At 70.2% G+C, this 16,600-nt stretch carries 14 protein-coding genes; 7 read left to right on the top strand and 7 right to left on the bottom strand.

The annotated features are described in order from the left end of the window. Positions 1-19 precede the first annotated feature (19 nt). Positions 20-841 carry a sugar phosphate isomerase/epimerase family protein gene (locus DMP23_RS10185; RefSeq protein WP_337820903.1) on the bottom strand — a complete coding sequence of 274 codons (822 nt, stop codon included), beginning with the start codon at positions 839-841 and terminating at the stop codon, positions 20-22. 187 nt (positions 842-1,028) lie between these two features. Between DMP23_RS10185 and DMP23_RS10180 the strand changes: the two genes are divergently transcribed. The 3 genes from DMP23_RS10180 to DMP23_RS10170 are packed head-to-tail and all read left to right on the top strand — an operon-like array spanning position 1,029 to position 4,276. Next, the gene (locus tag DMP23_RS10180; protein WP_337820902.1) at positions 1,029-2,372 is read left to right on the top strand and encodes an MFS transporter; all 1,344 of its coding nucleotides are present in this window, start codon (positions 1,029-1,031) and stop codon (positions 2,370-2,372) included. Between the two features lie 27 nt (positions 2,373-2,399). Next, the gene (locus tag DMP23_RS10175; protein WP_308196535.1) at positions 2,400-3,284 is read left to right on the top strand and encodes a transketolase; all 885 of its coding nucleotides are present in this window, start codon (positions 2,400-2,402) and stop codon (positions 3,282-3,284) included. Then, positions 3,281-4,276 (top strand): transketolase family protein, encoded by a 996-nt coding sequence (locus DMP23_RS10170; RefSeq protein ID WP_134666771.1) that lies wholly within the window; start codon positions 3,281-3,283, stop codon positions 4,274-4,276. The genes DMP23_RS10175 and DMP23_RS10170 overlap by 4 nt, the downstream gene beginning before the upstream one ends. Positions 4,277-4,301: 25 nt before the next feature. Here the strand turns inward: DMP23_RS10170 and DMP23_RS10165 are convergent, their stop codons facing one another. From DMP23_RS10165 to DMP23_RS10145, 5 genes are read right to left on the bottom strand one after another with little or no spacing between them, the layout of a single operon-like run. Next, positions 4,302-5,030: a TetR family transcriptional regulator gene (locus DMP23_RS10165; RefSeq protein ID WP_134666773.1), complete on the bottom strand. Its 729-nt coding sequence runs from the start codon at positions 5,028-5,030 to the stop codon at positions 4,302-4,304. Between the two features lie 19 nt (positions 5,031-5,049). Continuing rightward, entirely contained in the window at positions 5,050-6,582 is a 1,533-nt protein-coding gene (locus tag DMP23_RS10160; RefSeq protein WP_337820901.1) for an FAD-dependent monooxygenase, read from the bottom strand. Beyond that, positions 6,579-8,258, bottom strand: coding sequence for a (2,3-dihydroxybenzoyl)adenylate synthase (locus DMP23_RS10155; RefSeq protein ID WP_337820900.1), 1,680 nt, complete (start codon positions 8,256-8,258; stop codon positions 6,579-6,581). The genes DMP23_RS10160 and DMP23_RS10155 overlap by 4 nt, the downstream gene beginning before the upstream one ends. Before the next feature lie 10 nt (positions 8,259-8,268). Beyond that, entirely contained in the window at positions 8,269-10,590 is a 2,322-nt protein-coding gene (locus tag DMP23_RS10150; RefSeq protein ID WP_337820899.1) for a hydantoinase B/oxoprolinase family protein, read from the bottom strand. 18 nt (positions 10,591-10,608) lie between these two features. Next, positions 10,609-12,717 carry a hydantoinase/oxoprolinase family protein gene (locus DMP23_RS10145; protein WP_337820898.1) on the bottom strand — a complete coding sequence of 703 codons (2,109 nt, stop codon included), beginning with the start codon at positions 12,715-12,717 and terminating at the stop codon, positions 10,609-10,611. A gap of 195 nt (positions 12,718-12,912) precedes the next feature. On the opposite strand from DMP23_RS10145, the gene DMP23_RS10140 reads away from it, so the two are divergent. The 4 genes from DMP23_RS10140 to DMP23_RS10125 are packed head-to-tail and all read left to right on the top strand — an operon-like array spanning position 12,913 to position 15,771. Continuing rightward, entirely contained in the window at positions 12,913-13,659 is a 747-nt protein-coding gene (locus tag DMP23_RS10140) for a maleate cis-trans isomerase family protein (protein ID WP_337820897.1), read from the top strand. A 23-nt stretch (positions 13,660-13,682) separates the two neighbouring features. Continuing rightward, positions 13,683-14,303 carry a VOC family protein gene (locus tag DMP23_RS10135; protein ID WP_337820896.1) on the top strand — a complete coding sequence of 207 codons (621 nt, stop codon included), beginning with the start codon at positions 13,683-13,685 and terminating at the stop codon, positions 14,301-14,303. Continuing rightward, complete coding sequence (locus tag DMP23_RS10130; protein WP_134666785.1) at positions 14,300-14,545, top strand: hypothetical protein; 246 nt, start codon at positions 14,300-14,302, stop codon at positions 14,543-14,545. The genes DMP23_RS10135 and DMP23_RS10130 overlap by 4 nt, the downstream gene beginning before the upstream one ends. Further along, positions 14,542-15,771 (top strand): alpha/beta hydrolase, encoded by a 1,230-nt coding sequence (locus tag DMP23_RS10125; protein ID WP_337820895.1) that lies wholly within the window; start codon positions 14,542-14,544, stop codon positions 15,769-15,771. The genes DMP23_RS10130 and DMP23_RS10125 overlap by 4 nt, the downstream gene beginning before the upstream one ends. Positions 15,772-15,810: 39 nt before the next feature. Here DMP23_RS10125 and DMP23_RS10120 read toward each other — a convergent pair whose 3' ends face one another. Next, positions 15,811-16,215 (bottom strand): hypothetical protein, encoded by a 405-nt coding sequence (locus DMP23_RS10120; RefSeq protein ID WP_337820894.1) that lies wholly within the window; start codon positions 16,213-16,215, stop codon positions 15,811-15,813. Positions 16,216-16,600 lie beyond the last annotated feature (385 nt).

The raw sequence follows: 16,600 nt of genomic DNA, 5'->3' as shown, positions 1-16,600 counted from the left end.
CCTTGGCGTCAGAAGGGAATCAGAGGGCGGCGAGGTAGGCGGCCGCTTTGACCGCAGCGGCCGGACGTTCCTCGTCGGTGACGTCTCGCGTTTCGAGTTCGAGAGAGCTGTGGCCGCGGTAGCCCGTGGCGCGCAGCGCGGCGAAGGTCGCGGCGAAGTCCACGTCGCCGTTGCCGATGCTCAGGTTGATCTGGCCCGGCGTCGCGTCGCGGAGGTGGACGTGCGCGATCCGTCCGGCGAACCGGTGCGCGAACGCGGCCGGGTCGCCGCCGGACGCGACGATGTGGCTGGTGTCGAGGACCAGCCCGACCGCCGGGTCGAGCCGGTCGGCCAGCTGACCGGCGAGGTCGACCGTGTGGCAGAGCCGGAACAGATGCGGCGCTTCGCACCACAGCTCGAGGCCCCGGCTCGCGGCCAGCGTCGCCGCCCGGCCCAGCTGGTCGGCGACGAGGTCCAGGTCCGCTTCCAGGCTCGTCACCGGCTCGTGCGACAACGCGCCGCACGGCAGCACGAGCGCCCGCGCCCCGCACGCGGCGGCCAGGTCGAGCAGCCGCCGCAGGTGGGCCGCCCGGTCCGCCGCCTCCGCCGGGGCGAGCGGGCGGTTCAGGTCGCCGACGTCGCCGTTGACCGAGCGCACCGCCAGCCCGGACGCGCGCACCCGCCCGGCGACGATGCGCACCGCCGCGTCGGTGAGGTCGTACGGCACGTGGTCGCAGACCCCGGGCAGCGCGCCGAGGTCGATCTCGGCGAAGCCGCAGTCCGCGACAGCCGCCAGCGCGGCGGGCAGAGGCAGGTGCCGGAAGCTGATCGTGGAGCAGCCCGGCGCGGGGAGACGTTCCATGGTCGGCAATGTTAACAGAGAAGTGTCAACAGACAAGGCCACGCCGAATGATCAGTTCTCACAAGGGATTATCTCCGATATTTACTGTTGACAGAGCATCCAGCAGAGCGCACGATACGCTCCATTGTTGACAGCCAGGCAGCTCGATTACTGTCGAGACGGCCGCTGGAAGAGAGAGGCGATCGACATGCGCAGCGAAGCGCTCACCATGCGGGGCCCGGTGCACGGCACCGCGGACGCCCGCCGGGTGGCCTGGGGCTCCACCGCCGGGGCCGTGATCGAGAGCTACGACTTCATCGGGTTCGGCACCGCCGCGGCGCTCTACCTCGGCCACGCCTTCTTCCCCGGCGCGTCGCCCATCGCCGGCACGCTGTCGGCGTTCGCGACCCTCGGCGTCGGATTCATCGCGCGGCCGCTCGGCGGGATCGTCGGCGGGCACCTCGGCGACCGGATCGGCCGCAAGCCGGTGCTGGTCGCGTCGCTCATCATCATGGGGCTGGCGACCTTCGCCATCGGCCTGCTGCCGACCTACGCGACGGCGGGCGTGCTCGCGCCGGTCCTGCTGGTGACCGTCCGGATCGTGCAGGGCCTCGCCTACGGCGCCGAGTGGAGCGGCGCGATCCTGATGACCTACGAGCACGCGCAGTGGCTGCGCAAGGGCAGGTTCACCGGGATCGTGCAGTCCGGGTTCCCGATCGGGCTGCTGCTGGCGAACCTGGTGTTCCTCGTGTCGGTGAACCTGCCCGGCGACTGGGCGTGGCGGGTGCCGTTCCTGGCCAGCCTGGTGCTGGTGATCGTCGGGCTGGTGCTGCGGGCGAAGGTGCCGGAATCGCCGGTGTTCCAGGACGTGCGCGACAGCGGCGACCTGGTGAAGGCCCCGATCGCGGCGGTGCTGCGCGACGACTGGCGCAACGTGGTGCGCGGCATCGGCCTGCGGATCGCCGAGACGGCGGGCTACGCGGTGTCGATCACCTACCTGATCTCGTACCTGAAGTCGGAAAAGCTCGCCAGCAGCGGGGAAACGATCCTGGCGCTGTGCATCGCCTCGGCGATCGGCATCGCCGCGACCGTCGGCTGGGGCGCGCTCACCGACCGGGTCGGCCGCCGCTCGGTGTACGTCTGGGTGACGCTGTTCGCCGCGCTGTGGGCGATCCCGATGTTCCTGCTCGTCAACACCGGCACGCTGATCGCGATCGTGTGCACCGTCGTCGTCTCCTACGGCGTCTGCCAGAACGCGCTCGCCGGATCGCAGGGCGCGTGGTTCCCGGAGCTGTTCCAGGCGGGCACCCGCTCCTCGGGCGCCGCGCTGGCCTATCAGATCTCGGCGATGATCTCCGGTCTCACCCCGTTCGTCACGACGCTGCTGTTCCTCGGCATGGGCTGGCTCGGCCCGGCGCTGCTGTTCCTCGCGTTCTCGCTGCTCGGCCTCGTCTCGGCGCTGGTGACCCGGGAAACCTGGGGCCGCGCGGAGCGCGAGGCGGCCCGCGCGGCGGTCGCGAGCTCCGCGCCGGCCGCCCAGCCCGCCGCCTGAATCCCTGTCGCCGAAAGGAAAATCGCTGTGAGTCTCGACCTGATGACGCCGACTTCGTTCCGGCGACGGCTGGACGCCTGCGCGGAATCGGCGTACCGCATCCGGATGGGCGTCCTCGACGAGGGCGAAGCGCAGGGCGAGGGCTACGTCGGGCAGGCGCTCGGCGCGGCCGACCTTCTCGCCGTGCTCTACCGCGACGTCCTGCGCTTCGACCCGGCGGATCCGGAGTGGCCGGACCGCGACCGGTTCCTCCTGTCCGTCGGCCACTACGCCCTGCTGCTCTACTCCGCGCTCGCCGAGGCCGGGGTGCTCCCCCGCGAAGAACTGGCGACCTACGCCGCGGACGGCTCGCGGCTGCCGATGTCGGCGATGGCCACCTACACGCCCGGCGCCGAGATCTCCGGCGGTTCGCTCGGCCACGGGCTGGGGCTCGCCGTCGGGATGTGCCTCGGGCTGCGCGCGCAAGGCCGGACCGGGCAACGGGTCTTCACGCTGTTCAGCGACGGCGAACTCAACGAAGGGTCGACGTGGGAGGCCGCGATGAGCGCGGCGAGCTGGCAGCTCGGCAACCTCGTCGCGTTCGTCGACATGAACGGGCTGCAAGCGGACGGACCGACCCGTGACGTCCTCGCCCTCGACCGCCAAGAAGACCGCTGGCGCGCCTTCGGCTGGCACGTGCAACGCGTCGACGGCAACGATCCCGAGGCGTTGCTGCGCGCGGTGGACGAGGCGACCGGCAACGCGTCGGCCGTCGGACAGCCGCACCTGGTCATCTGCGACACCGTGGTCGGCAAGGGCGTCCCGTTGCTCGAAGGCCGGGAAAAGCTCCACTTCATGAAGATCGCCGCCGAGGAATGGCCTGTGTGCAAAGAGCAGCTGACCGCCGGACACGAGAAGAGGACCCGCCGATGACCGTCGCCCAGCCGCAGCGCTCGGCCGCGATGATCGCCTCGATCGCCGACCCCGGGGTGCGCACGACGCGGGCCCCGTTCGGCGACGCGCTCGTCAAGGCGGCCGAGGCGGACCAGCGGATCGTCGGGCTCGCCGCGGATCTGGCGAAATACACCGACATGCACGTGTTCGCCCGCGCGTTCCCGGACCGGTTCTTCCAGATGGGCATGGCCGAGCAGGTGATGATGGCCGCCGCCGCGGGCATGGCCGAGGTCGGCCAGATCCCGTTCGCCGCCACCTATTCGGTGTTCGCCACCCGGCGCGCCTACGACTTCCTGTGCCTCGACATGGCCGAACCGGGGCTCAACGTCAACATCGTCGCGGCGTTGCCCGGCCTCACCACCGGCTACGGCCCGAGCCACCAGGCGACCGAGGACGTCGCGATCCTGCGCGGGATGCCCGGACTGACCATTGTGGACCCGTGCGACGCGGTGGACATCGAGCAGGCCGTGCCCCAGCTCGCCGCGGCCCCCGGCCCGAGCTACACCCGGCTGCTGCGCGGCGCGGTCCCCCGGATCCTCGACGACTACGACTACTCCTTCGAACTCGGCAAAGCGAAACTGGTCCGGCCCGGCGACGACGCCGTTTTCGTGGCCTCCGGCCTGATGACCATGCGTGGCCTCCTCGCCGCCGAACAGCTGGCGAAGCGGGGAATCGACGTGGCGGTCGTGCATTGCGCGACGCTCAAGCCGTTCGACGAGGAGACCGTGCTCGCCCAGATCGCGGGCGACCGTCCGGTGTTCACCCTCGAAAACCACAGCGTGATCGGCGGCCTGTTCGAGACCGTCGCCGCCGCCCTCGCCCGGTGCGGCATCGGCAAGAAGGTCGTGCCGATCGCCCTGCCGGACGAATTCCTGGCCGCCGGCGCGCTCCCGACGTTGCACGACCGCTACGGCATTTCGACGAACGCCGTGACCGACCGGGTCCGAAAGGAGCTGTCCGCGCGGGCCTGACCGAACTGGCCGCGCGCCGGACGTCTTACGCCCGCCCGGATTCGTCCGGGCGGGCCAGCCGCTCGACCAGATCCAGCTCGAGCCGGACGTTGGCGAGAATCCCTTCCACCGTCGGGGATTCCGGTGCGCGGTCGTCGCTCCGGACGGTGCGCACGGCCATCTCCGCGAGCTGGTCGGCGGTTTCCTGGTCGTCGCCGCCTTCCTGGTGCCACCAGGCGATCCAGTTGAGCATGCCGATGACGCCGAGCGCCGCGGTGCGCGCGTTGACGTTGCGGAAGCTTCCGTCGGCGATGCCGCCGTCGATCACCTCGACGAGTTCCTTCAGCACGCGCCTTCGGCTCGCCCGGTAGGATTTCGCGAGGTGCTCCGGCAGGTCGGATTCCGACCGGATCATCAGCCGGAACCGGTCCGGGTCGGCCATCTGGTGCAGCGCCAGCGTCTGTGCCATGCGCCGCAGCTTCGCGGACGGGCTCAGGTCCGTCAGCGCGTTGATCTCGCGCAGCAGCTGGGCGGGCTGGTCGGCGATCTCGCTGACCAGCTGGGCGAACAGGTCGTCCTTGCTCGCCACGTAGTGGTAGACCGCCTGGCGGGTCAGGCCGGTCGCGTCGGCGATGTCCTGCAGCGTCGTCCCGGCGACCCCGCGCTCGGCGAACAGCCGGGCGGCGTTCTCCTTGATCTCCCGTTCGACGAGTTCGCGCCGCACGCTGGGGCGGCCCCGGCGTTTGGGCGGCGGGTCGGCGGCAGGGGAAGTCATAGCGGCCAAGGCTAGTCCATCACCCGGTGAAGGCTACGAGATCGACACGCTCGCTGGCGAGCGCGCCCGCGGCGACGGCCCGGAGCCCGGCGGGCACGTCCGCGACCAGGAGCGCGCCGGTCGCGCGGCGGATGCGCTCGCCGACGTCCAGCCGGTCGAGGGTCGCCTCCCGGTCGGCGGGGCCGGTCAGCCAGTACGCGCTCGCGGGCGGCAGGCTCGCGATCAGTGCGGCCGCCTCGGGACTCCACGGCCGGACCGAGATCTCGACCGGCAGCGTCCCTGCGGCGGTGCGCAGCGCCTCCGGAGCGGTGCGGCCGGGGAACCGCCGCCCGCCCGCGGTCAGCGGCCGGTCGAGGATCCACTCCGTGACCGAGCCCGGGCACGGGACCTCGTCGATCCCGACCCCGCCGAACGCGGCGAGACCGGGGACGGCGGCCTGCGGCGCGGACTCCGCGAACCGGTCGACGGGCACCTTCCCGGCCCGCGTCATGTACGCGACCATCAGCTGCTCCACCGGCATCGACAGGCGCTCCGGGAACGAGTCCCACCACGCCATCGAGCGTTCGGCGATGGACTGCAGGTGTTCGACGGAGGGCCGCCGCTCCGCCTCGTACGCGGCGAGGGCGTCGTCGAGGCCGCCGGCGGCGAGCACCGCGCGGTCAAGCGCGATCGCGTCCTCCATGGCGAGTTTCGTCCCGGAACCGATCGAGTAATGCGCGGTGTGCGCGGCGTCGCCGAGCAGGACCACGTTGCGCGTGTGCCAGCGGCGGCACCGGATCGTGCGGAACCGGAGCCATTTGGTGCGGTTGCCGATCAGCCGGTTTCCTTGCAGGGTCTCGGAAAACGCCTCCTGGAGGTAGCCGAGCGAGCGCTGGTCGCTGTCTCCGTTGGGCGTCTCGCGGGTCGAAACGTCGAATCCCGCCCGCCGCCACGTCTGCTCGTCGGTTTCGATCAGGAAGGTGCTGCGGTCGGCGGCGTACGGATAGGCGTGCGCGACGAAGGTGCCGTGCTCGGTAGTGACCGGGGTGAAGATCGCCCGCGGCAGCGCGAAATCGGTGCCGCACCACAGATACAGGCCCTCGCCCTCGGCGATCTCCGGACCGAACTCCTCGGCCAGATCGGTCCGGGTCGCGCTCGAAATCCCGTCGGCGGCGACGATCAGGTCGGCATCGAGTTCCGACACCGCGCGGCGCTCGCCGAAGCGCAGCTCCACTCCGGCGGCTTCGGCGTGCTTTTGCAGTACGGACAACAAGGTCGCGCGTCCGATGGCGAGCAGTTCGCCGTGCGCGAGACGCACCTCCGAGTCGCCGACGCGCATCGACATCTCGTGCCCGTGCGAGGCGGCGACGATGCTGTCGAGCGATTCCTCGTCGGCGAGCCGCAAATTCCGCTGCGTCCGCGACGCCAGCCCGACGCCGAATCCGAAGGTTTTGTCGGGCACGCCTTGTTCGTAGACGGTCACCTCGGCGCCGGGATGACTGCGTTTGAGCAGCCGGGCGGCGTAGAGGCCGCCCGGCCCTCCGCCGAGGACGGCGATGGTGTCGAGCTTCATGCTCCGGCTCCTTGCGGGGTCGGTCCGGTCGCGAGCGGTGCCGCCGCATCGGCCCGGAGGCGCTTCTTGTCGATCTTCCCGACGTTGGTCTTCGGCAGTTCCGGCACCCAGACCAGGCGTTCGGGCCACTTGAACTTGGCCACGCCGAGCCCGTCCAGATGCCGCTGCACCTCGGGCATCGTCAGGGTCTGCCCGGTCGCGGACACCAGGAACGCGCAGGCTTTCTCCCCCAGCCGCGCGTCGGGCATCGCGACCACCGACGCGATCGCGACGTCCGGGTGCTTCATCAGCAGCACCTCGACCTCCTCGGCGTTGACCTTCTCGCCGCCGCGGTTGATCAGGTCCTTGATCCGGCCCTCGATCGACACGTGCCGGCGGCCGTCGACGGCGTGGACCGCGGCGAGGTCGCCGGTGCGGTAGAAGCCGTCCGAAGTGAACGCGACCGCGTTGTGTTCGGGCGCGTCGAAGTAGCCCGGGATCGTGTACGGACCGCGGCAGCACAACTCGCCGACCGCGCCGTCCGGCACTTCGGTCTCGGTGCCCGGTTCGAGGATCCGGACCTCGTCCGACGGCGCGATCGGCGTGCCGACGGTCGTCGTGCGCAGGGCTTCCGGATCGCCGGCCCGGCTCGCCAGGAACATCCCCTCGGACATCCCGAACATCTGTCCCGCCCACCGCGTTTCGCCGTCGTCCACGCGCCGGAACACGTCCGGCGGGACCTTCGCCCCGGACAGCACGGTGCGCCGGACGGTGGGGAGGACCGCGTCGAACTCGGCCGATCGGAGCGCTTGGTAGTGGCCGTGCCCGATGAGGACGTCGGTCACGCCGTGCTCCGCCATCAGCGCGAACGCGGCGACGTGGTCGGGGTTGGCCAGGACCAGGGTCGCGCCGACCGAGTGGGCGGCGTGCAGTGCGCAGGAGATGCCGGCGTTGTGGATGACCGGGATGAGGTGCGCGAGCCGGGTGCCGGCGTCCCATCCCAGCGCCTGGGCGTACAGGAGCGCGTTGTTCCAGTACTCGGCGTGGATCCGCGGGATCACCTTCGGCACTCCCGTTGTCCCGCCGGACAATTGGAACACCGCGACGTCCTGCGGATCGGTTTCCGCCTCGACGCTTTCGACGAACGCCCGTGCTCGCGCCGGATCGATCCCGGCGCCGAGGTCCTCGATCCGGTGCGTTCCTTCCGCCGCACCGACCGTGAGGACGGTGCGCAGCGTCGGATGTCCCTCGGCGACCTGGCGGGCGAACGCGACCAGGTCGAACCCGAGCCCGGCCTCGACCAGATGCGCCGCCGCGCCGACCTTGCGGCTGATGTGGCCGATCTCGTGCATCCGGTGCTGCGCCAGCGTCGCCACCGGCACCAGGCCCGCCTTGAGACAGCCGTACCAGGCGAGCACGATCGCCGTCCGGTTGGTCGACTGGAACAGCACCGGGTCGAGTCGGCGCAGGCCCAGGCTGCGCAGCCCGGCGGCGATCCGGTCGGTGCGCTCGTCGAGTTCGCGGTAGGTGAGGGCGCCTTCGGCGGTAATGAGCGCGGGGCGATCGCCTTGCCGCAGCGCGGATTCGTGCAGCCGCGCGCTGATCGGCAGGTCGCTCCATTCGCCGCTCTCCCGGTAGCGGCGGGCGCGATCGGCGGGGTACCGGACCACTCGCCCGTCCCAGTCGAATGCGGTCACTGAATGCTCCTCAGTCGATCGGCGCGGCGGTCAGCAGCGCGGTCAGTTCGCCGACGTGGTCGGGGTGGTCGGCCGGAACGACGCCGGAGTAGACCGCGGACCAGCAGCCCGGGCAGCACTGCTGGCGGAACACGACCTCGGCGTCCACGTACTCCGACGGAGCCGAAACCACCTGCGGTCCCGCCGCGCTCGACGGCCCCTCGTAGCGGGCCAGCGCCAGCTTCCCGGATTTGGTGTCGCCCAGCAGCCGGCCGCAGTGCGCACAAGCGATCACGCGGGCCTCGCCGATGGTGACCTCGGCCAGGTTGTCGTCGATCCGGCGGGCGTTGCGCAGATCCACTGTCGCCTCTTGGGAAAGCGGCGTCTCGGACCGGTCGCGCCGCTCGTCCAGCATGCTCGCGCGCAACTCGGCGGTGGCCGACTGGTCGAGTTCGCCGTTCGCGATCACGACGCCGTAATTGATGCGGGCGCCTTCAGCGGTCACCTTGCCGTTCGCCACATCCCAGGCGACCGCGTCGGCATCGCGGCGCAGCGGATCGCCGTAGCCTCCGCCGCCCTGCCAGTGCATGTACAGCACTTCGCCGGGAGCCAGGTAGCTCTCCGCGTAGCAGGCACCGATTTCCTTGGTGCCATTGAGTTCTTCGAGGTTGCCCGGCAGCTGGCCCGACGAAAGCAGTTCCTGCACCCCGGAATCGCGCGCCAGGATCTCGAGACCGGTGTTGCCGGGAAGACCGCCCGCGAGGCCGCCGTTCTGCGCGACCGCCTTGCCCGCGGACGCGAACACCAGCCCCATCGGCAAGCTGCTGCCGTACGGAGTCACGGCGAGCGACGCGCTCACCCCGCCGCGCATCCGCCCCGGTCCGCCCGAGTCGGGTTCTTCCCGGCGCCAAAGCGTCAGCAACGGGTAGAGGAATTCGGTCATTTCGGTGTCCGGGATCCGGCCCATCGGAATGCAGAACAGGCCGCCGGTGTCCATGCCGTCGGCCACCGGACGCGCGCCGTAGCCGCCCGCCATCGGCTCCATCAGGATGTTCAGGAACGGTGCCGGCTGCTCGCCGCGCTCGTCCAGCCCGGCCACGATCGCGGTGTCCCACGTCCCGCAGCACGACGCCTGGACGCTCTTGCCGAGGTCGACGTCGCGGTCGAGCATCTGCGCGAGGCATTCGGCGATCAGGTTCCCGGTGAGCCAGGCAGGTCCGATCGGGCCACGGCTGACCGCGGCCGGGAAGGTGGCGTTGTTGATGGTGCCCTCTTCGGAGATCAGTTCGAAGCAGCGCATCAGCCCGCCCGCGGCCCACGGGATGTCCCCGGCCAGCACCGGCAGCACGGCGAGCATCACTCCGCCGCGCATCCCGGCGTACGTGCAGTTGATGACGCCGGCCTGCGGGTCGGTGCCGGTGAAATCGAAGACCAGGCGGTCGTCCGATTTGGTCATCGCGACGGTGATCTTGTGCAGCCGGCGGTCGCCGGTCGACGCCTGGTCCTGGTAGCCGGTGGCCTTCCAGGTGCCGTCCGGCAGCCCGCGCAGCTTGGTGCGCAAGCGCGCCTCGGAGTCGTTCATCATCCGCTTCATCACGGCCTTGACGGTGTCCGCGCCGTACTGCTCGATCACCGCGAGGAGCCGGTCGCGGCCGACGGTGTTGGCCCCGATCTTGGCGCGCAGGTCGAGGCCCACGAGCATCGGCACGCGCGAGCGGCGGGTCCAGGCGTCGGCGACGTCGCGCTGCAGGACGCGGTCGCGGACCACCTTGATCGGCGGCGTCGGCACCGATTCGGAGAAGACGTCCTTGGCACCGGGGTCGAACGAGCCGAGGCCGGAACCGCCGAGATCGGGTTCGTGGCAGATCGCGCTGGTCCACGCGAAGAGCTTGCCGTCGTGGAAAATCGGCTGGTACACGATGACGTCGCTCTGGTGCAGCCCGCCGCCGACCCAGGGGTCGTTGCACAGGAACATGTCGCCGTCGGCGATGCCGGGGTTGGCGGAGCGGTGCTCCAGCGTCCAGTAGATCGCGAGGTCGACGGCCCCGACGAGCATCGTGTTGTAGAGGCCCACCTGGACCTCTTGGCCCACCTCGTCGCTCACGGCGAAGTCGAAGTCGTTGGCGTCGGTGACGATCGGGGAACCGGACATGCGCTTGAGCGCCTCCCCCATCTCGTCGGTGACCGACCACAGCCGGTGCCGGATCACCTCGTAGGTGAGCGGGTCGACGGCGTCGATCTGGTCCTGGGTGACGGTGTGCAGCGGGACGGTCCCGCCGACGGCCCGGCTGAGCGCGTCGGGGTCGAGCGGGCGGCTGGAGAAGATTTCCGAGCCGGGGATCGGTGCGGTCATGCCAGTTCTCCTTGGGGCTCAGGCCTGGTCGAGAGCGATGTGCAGGTTGCCGAGCCGGTCGACGGTCCCGGTCGTGCCGTGCGGGACCACGACGGTGGTGGTGGGCACCTCGATCACCGCGGGACCGCGCAGCACGTGGCCCGCGCGGAGCTTCGTGTAGTCGTAGATGGCGGTGTCGGCGTAGCCCTGGCTCGCGCCGAGGCACACCTTCCGGGTGCCGGTGAGCGCCGGAGACGCGTCCGCGGAGTCCGCCTTTTCGAGTTCGGGCAAGGTCGGCGAGAACGGCAGGGCGCCGGTGCCGCGGACGCGGTAGGTGATGGCCTGGATGCCGGCCTCGCGGAATCCGCTGTCCTCGCCGAAAAGCGTGGCGTAGCGGGCTTCGAAGAGATCCGCCGCCTTCGCCACGTCCTCGGCGGCCAGGTCGCCGCTGGGGATCGGGGTCGCCACCTCGGCGAGCTGCATCGTGTAGCGCATGTCGATCTCGCGCTCGATTTCGACGGCCGAGAACCGCATGCCCTGACGTTCGAGCATCTCGCGGACCTCGGACTCGAGCTCCTCGAAGTTGCGCTGCACGCGGACCGGGTCGAGCGGAAGCGCCGCCGGGTCGGAAAGTTCCTTGGCCAGCACGATGTCCGACGAGGCGAGCCCGTACGCGGAGAACGCGGAAGCGACTTGGCCGAGCGGCACCACGACATCCGTGGCGCCGATCTCCTGTGCGTACCGGCCGCAGTGCGCGGGGCCGGAACCGCCGAAGGCGTAGACGATGAAGTCGCGCGGGTCGTGTCCGGCCTCGACCACCGTCTTCCGCAGCAGGTCGCCGGTCTGCGCGTTCTGCACCTCGTAGATCGCCGCGGCGGCTTCTTCGACGCTCAGCCCGAGCGGTTCGGCGATGCGGGTGCGGATCGCGTCGCGCGCCAGTCCGACGTCGAGCGCGCGCCGCCCGCCCAGCAGGCCGCGTTCGGGGATGATGCCCAGCACCAGGTTCGCGTCGGTGTTGGTGGGTTCGGTGCCGCCGTTGCCGTAGCAGGCCGGGCCGGGGACCGCCTGCGCGCTGTGCGGGCCTATCTGGAGATTGCCGCCCGCGTCGATCCACGCGATCGCGCCGCCGCCGGAGCCGATGGCGTGCACCTCGAGGGTGGGCACGTTGATCGGATGGTGGTTGATGATCGTGGTCGACGACCGCACCGGTTCGCCGTCGACGACGAGCCCGGCCAGGAAGGTGGTCCCGCCCGCGTCGGTGGCGATGATGTTGCGGTGGCCCAGCTGCTCGCCGAGCGACACCGCGCCGACCACGCCGCCGGTGAGCACCGAGCCGACGGTGGAGATCGCGTTGCCCGGAGCCTCGGACGCGGCGACCGCCCCGCCGTTGCTCTGCATCACCAGCAGCGGACCGGCGAGCTTTTCCTTGCGCAGCTTGCTTTCCAGCTCGCCGAGGTAGTCGCGCAGGCCCGGGCCGACCTGGGTGCTCATGATGGTGGTCGCGTTGCGCGCGAACTCGCGGATGCGCGGGGAGACCTCGCTGGAGATAGCGACGAACAGGCCGGGGTCGATCTCGTGCGCGATCTCCCGGATCCGCTGTTCGTGCGCGGGATTGCGGAACGACCACAGCAGCGACACCGCGATCGCGGAGATGCCGTCGGCGACGAGGGCGCGCACGGCGGCGCGGACCTCGTCCTCGTTCAGCGGGACGACGACCCGGCCGTCGCGGTCGACCCGCTCGGTGACCTCCAGCGCGTGGCGCTTGCGGACCAGCCCGTGCGATTTGCTCTGCCCGATCGGGTTCTGCAGCTCCTCCGGCGCGCGCCCGAGGTAGCGGCCCTCGACGTTCATGATGTAGATCGAGTCGCGGTGGCCCTTGGTGGTCAGGAAGCCGATGTCCGGGACCTGGTTCATCACCAGCGCGTTGAGCGACGAGGTGGTGCCGTGCGCGATGTGGTGGGTGCGGGACAGCATCTCCGCCACCGGGACGCCCAGCTGCTCCGCGAGCACGCCGAGCACGTCCATCACGCCGTCCGAGTAGTCCGGCGGGGTCGAGGCGGTCTTGCCCGCGAGCACCAGGCCCTCGCCGTCGTCGAGGACGGCGTCCGTGAACGTGCCGCCGACGTCCACTCCGATTACGTATGCCATGAGCTCCGCTCTCCCTTGAGCTGAACGATCCTAGGTGACCCAGATCACTGGTTCGACTACCATGACGATTATTCGACGCTTGCGCAGAAAAAGTCAAGGGGATGTGCGCATCGCCCCCTGCCTGCGCGGACGACTTGACTGTTTTACACGAGCGTCGAATACTCGTCGTAGACGCAAGGAAGTGAAGGGACCCGCATGAGCACCCACCGGATCGGGCTCGTCGTACCGAGCAGCAACGTCACCGTCGAGACCGAGATGCCGGCCGTCCTCGCGAGGCACCCCTCCACGGAGTTCTCGTTCCACTCGACGCGGATGCGCATGCACACCGTCTCGCCGGCGGGCCTCGCGGCGATGAACGCCCAGCGCGAGCGATGCGTCATGGAGATCGCGGACGCGTCGCCGGAGGTGATCCTGTACGCGTGCCTGGTGGCCGTCATGGTCGGCGGCCCGGGCGAGCACCGGCGGGTCGAGTCCGCCGTCGCCGAACAGCTCGCCACCGGCGGGTCCGAGGCCCTCGTCCGGTCCAGCGCCGGTGCGCTGACGGAAGGTCTGCGCGCACTCGGCGCCCGGCGGGTCGCCTTGGTGACGCCGTATCTGAAGCCGCTCGCGCAGCAGGTCGTGGACTACCTCGAAGCCGAGGGGTTCGAGATCGCCGACTGGCGGGCGCTGGAAGTGTCCGACAACAACGAGGTCGGCTGCATCCCCGGCGAACGGGTGATGGCGGCCGCGCGGTCGCTTGATCTGTCCGATGTGGACGCTCTGGTGCTCAGCTGCTGCGTGCAGATGCCCTCGCTCAGCCTGATCGAACCTGCGGAGCAGGAGTTCGGGATTCCCGTCCTCTCCGCCGCGACCGCCGGCGCGTACAGCATTCTGCGCAGCCTCGGCCTCGACGTCTCGATCGACGGCGCGGGCAGTCTCCTGCGCGCCCGCGCCACTGTCTGATACCGCCGGAAAGGAGAACCAGCATGTCCGAAACACACCTGGTGAAGGGCGTCGACCACGTCGCCTTCCCCACGTTCGACCCGGCCGGGACGGTCCGCTTCTACCGGGACACCCTCGGTTTCCCCGTGGTGCACTCGATCTGCGCCGCGGGCTGGGGCCCGGAGCAGCACCCGGACTTCATCCACTTCTTCTTCGACATCGGCAACAACGACCGGCTCGCGTTCTTCTACTACTTCGGGCTGGACCAGTTCGACGGCGGCCCGCAGGGCGACGTGTACGCGAAGTTCGCCGAAGACGTGCCGCTCTTCTTCATCCGCTCGCGCCACCTCGCGATCCATGTGGACAGCGAAGAGCACCTCCTGGAGTACCGCCGCCGGCTCGACGCGAGCGAGTGGCCGGTCGAAATGCAGATCCAGCACGAGACCATCGAGTCGATCTACACGCACGACCCCAACGGCTACATGGTCGAGATCACCCGGGCGCTGCGTCCGGTGACCCCGCAGGAAGACCTCGACGCGAACCTCACCATCGACGCCCTCCTCGACGTCGTGTCCGGTCCGGCGCCGTCGTTGGACGCGCTGCTGGTCCGCAAGGCGGAACTCATCGTCGAGCGGTCTTCGGCGGCGGAGGTGCCCGCGCGATGACTGCCGTGTTCTTGTTGGATGTTCCCGAAAACCAGCCGATCGTGGCGGTCGCGGCCCAAGCCGACACTGTCACCGTCGACCGGGTCGGCGCGTATTTCAAACTCAGCGCACCGGGTCCGATCGTGATCGATCGCCGCGCCACCGGCTGTCGGCACGCTGTCTGGTACAGCAGCATCGCGGGCCTGCTGGACGCGAAAATCACGCAGTGGGACAAGGACGCGCTGCGTCTGGAAGCACGATGACCGCGCGACTCGGTGCCGGACGGTATGTCGACAACGCCGAAATCCCCTCTGGCACCATCACTTCCGCCCACGAGCTGACCACATTAGACGGTGCGAAAGTCTCCGGCGTGCTGCGCGCACTGCCCGGTGCCGACACCGTCGTGTCGATCATGCATCCGCGGATGGACACGACCCACCACGTGCTCGTCCCGGAACTGGTGGCACGGGGTTTCGCGGTGTGGACGCAGGGCACGCGCTCGCCGAACAACGACCTGAACCTGATCCACGAACAGGCCCTGCTGGACGTCGCCGCCGGTCAGGTTTTCCTGCGGGAGAAGGGATTCTCCGCGCGCGTCACGCTAGGCCACTCCGGCGGCGGCACCCTGTTCGCGTTCTACCACCAGCAAGCAGGACTGCCGCCAGAACGGCGACTAACCGCCGCCCCGTCCGGCCGACCGGTCGACCTGGCGTCCGCAGACCTGCCCGCCCCGGACGGTGCCGTGTTCCTCGCCCCGCACCCCGGCCAAGGCGCGCTGCTGCAACGGCTGATCGACCCGTCAGTCGCCGACGAGTCGGATCCGCTGTCTGTACTCCCAGAGCTAGATCCGTTCTCAGCCGCCAACGGTTTCGCCCCTCCCCCGACGTCTTCGGCTTATTCCGCTGACTTCATCGAGCGCTACCGCACAGCTCAAGCCGCCCGGATCGCGCGCATCGACGCGGAAGCCCGCGCCCGCGTCGCCGTCGCCGCCGAAGCCCGCGCCCGGTTCAAGACCACGCAGGACCCCGCGGACCGCCGAGCGTCCCTGGCACCCCGGATCCTGACGATCTACCGCACCGACGCCGACCTGCGTTTCGTCGACCTGTCCCTGGACCCGAACGAGCGCCCGTACGGCTCGCTGTTCGGCCGCCGCCCCGACCTGACCGACTACGGCCTGGTCGGCTTCGCCCGACTGGTGACCCCGGAAGCGTGGCTGTCGACCTGGTCGGCGAACACGAGCAATGCGTCCTTCCTGCGCTGCGCGCCGGGCGTGCGGACTCCGTCGCTGTTCGTGGAACTGACCGGAGACGCGGCTTGTTTCCCTGACGACGCGAAAGCGATGGTCGCTGCGTTGGGTGCCGAGGATGTCGAGCATCGTCAGGTACCGGGGACCCATTTCGGCGGCCCGCTTCGGCCTGGCGAACCTACCGGGGCCAGTCTGGCGGCGGCGGAGATCGGCGAATGGCTTTCGGCTCGGTTTCCGGGGTGAAGGTGCGCTCACCGCAGTGTCGCAGGGACTCCGCCGACCTCAGCGCTTCACCACAACCCTGCGGTAATCGCGAATCCCCACGACGGTCAATGCCACCACGATCACCCCGGCGGAGCAAACCTGCGCGAGCACTATCTCGTCGAACGGAATGATGCCGTTCTTCAGCACCAGGTTCTGGACCAACGCCAGCGCGATGCACAGGGCCAGCGCGAACGTCCATGCCGGGCGTGGTTCGGAGCGGAGCCGGAGCAGCAGGTAGCCGGCTCCGGCGATCGCGCACAGCCAGACGAGCGGGGACAACCCGGTGAGCCGGTCGAGGCCGCCGGGGAGCCCGAACCTGAGCGCGAGGACGGGCGCGAGGAGCAGGCTTCCGCCGATGGCCCACCACCACGGTCGCGTCGGGGGCAGTGGGGCGTCGGAGTGGAAGGCTGGCAGCAACAGCACCAGCGGGAGCCAGGCGGAGCGAAGTACGCGGCGGCTTCGGGGCTGGAATGTTTGGCCAGGAACCAGATCGCGCCGGCGGTCAGGATCGTCACGGCAGCGACCCGCGCCAGGCGGCGCCAGCCGTCGACCAGCAGGACGAGCGGGATCAGCGCGGCGGCCAGCGGGATGAGCTCGGTGATCAGGTCCGACGTCAGCGCGGCGCGGAAGGTGCTCGGGTAGGAGCCGGAGAGGGTACGGAGCATCCAGAGCGTGTTGCTGGCGTTGCAGGCCGATTTGAGCACGTCCCAGAGCAGGCCGAGGAGCGCGACCTGCCGGACGAGATCACCGAGGGCGACTGTTCGGGCGGGTGCTGCCCGGGCTGCCAACCGGGTGCGTACGCCCAGCG

Origin of the sequence: Amycolatopsis sp. A1MSW2902 (assembly GCF_017312175.1) — a bacterium.
In the GTDB taxonomy this organism is placed as follows: Bacteria; Actinomycetota; Actinomycetes; order Mycobacteriales; family Pseudonocardiaceae; genus Amycolatopsis; species Amycolatopsis nivea.
The sequence above is the reverse complement of the archived record's forward strand: the minus strand, read 5'-3'. Positions and strand labels throughout refer to the sequence as shown.

Bases quoted from the DNA above. Each gene is read 5' to 3' on its own strand.
- DMP23_RS10140 (WP_337820897.1), top strand. From the start codon at position 12,913: ATGAGCACCCACCGGATCGGGCTCGTCGTACCGAGCAGCAACGTCACC.
- DMP23_RS10180 (WP_337820902.1), top strand. From the start codon at position 1,029: ATGCGCAGCGAAGCGCTCACCATGCGGGGCCCGGTGCACGGCACCGCG.
- DMP23_RS10150 (WP_337820899.1), bottom strand. From the start codon at position 10,590: ATGACCGCACCGATCCCCGGCTCGGAAATCTTCTCCAGCCGCCCGCTC.
- DMP23_RS10165 (WP_134666773.1), bottom strand. From the start codon at position 5,030: ATGACTTCCCCTGCCGCCGACCCGCCGCCCAAACGCCGGGGCCGCCCC.
- DMP23_RS10185 (WP_337820903.1), bottom strand. From the start codon at position 841: ATGGAACGTCTCCCCGCGCCGGGCTGCTCCACGATCAGCTTCCGGCAC.
- DMP23_RS10145 (WP_337820898.1), bottom strand. From the start codon at position 12,717: ATGGCATACGTAATCGGAGTGGACGTCGGCGGCACGTTCACGGACGCC.
- DMP23_RS10135 (WP_337820896.1), top strand. From the start codon at position 13,683: ATGTCCGAAACACACCTGGTGAAGGGCGTCGACCACGTCGCCTTCCCC.
- DMP23_RS10160 (WP_337820901.1), bottom strand. From the start codon at position 6,582: ATGAAGCTCGACACCATCGCCGTCCTCGGCGGAGGGCCGGGCGGCCTC.
- DMP23_RS10125 (WP_337820895.1), top strand. From the start codon at position 14,542: ATGACCGCGCGACTCGGTGCCGGACGGTATGTCGACAACGCCGAAATC.
- DMP23_RS10130 (WP_134666785.1), top strand. From the start codon at position 14,300: ATGACTGCCGTGTTCTTGTTGGATGTTCCCGAAAACCAGCCGATCGTG.
- DMP23_RS10170 (WP_134666771.1), top strand. From the start codon at position 3,281: ATGACCGTCGCCCAGCCGCAGCGCTCGGCCGCGATGATCGCCTCGATC.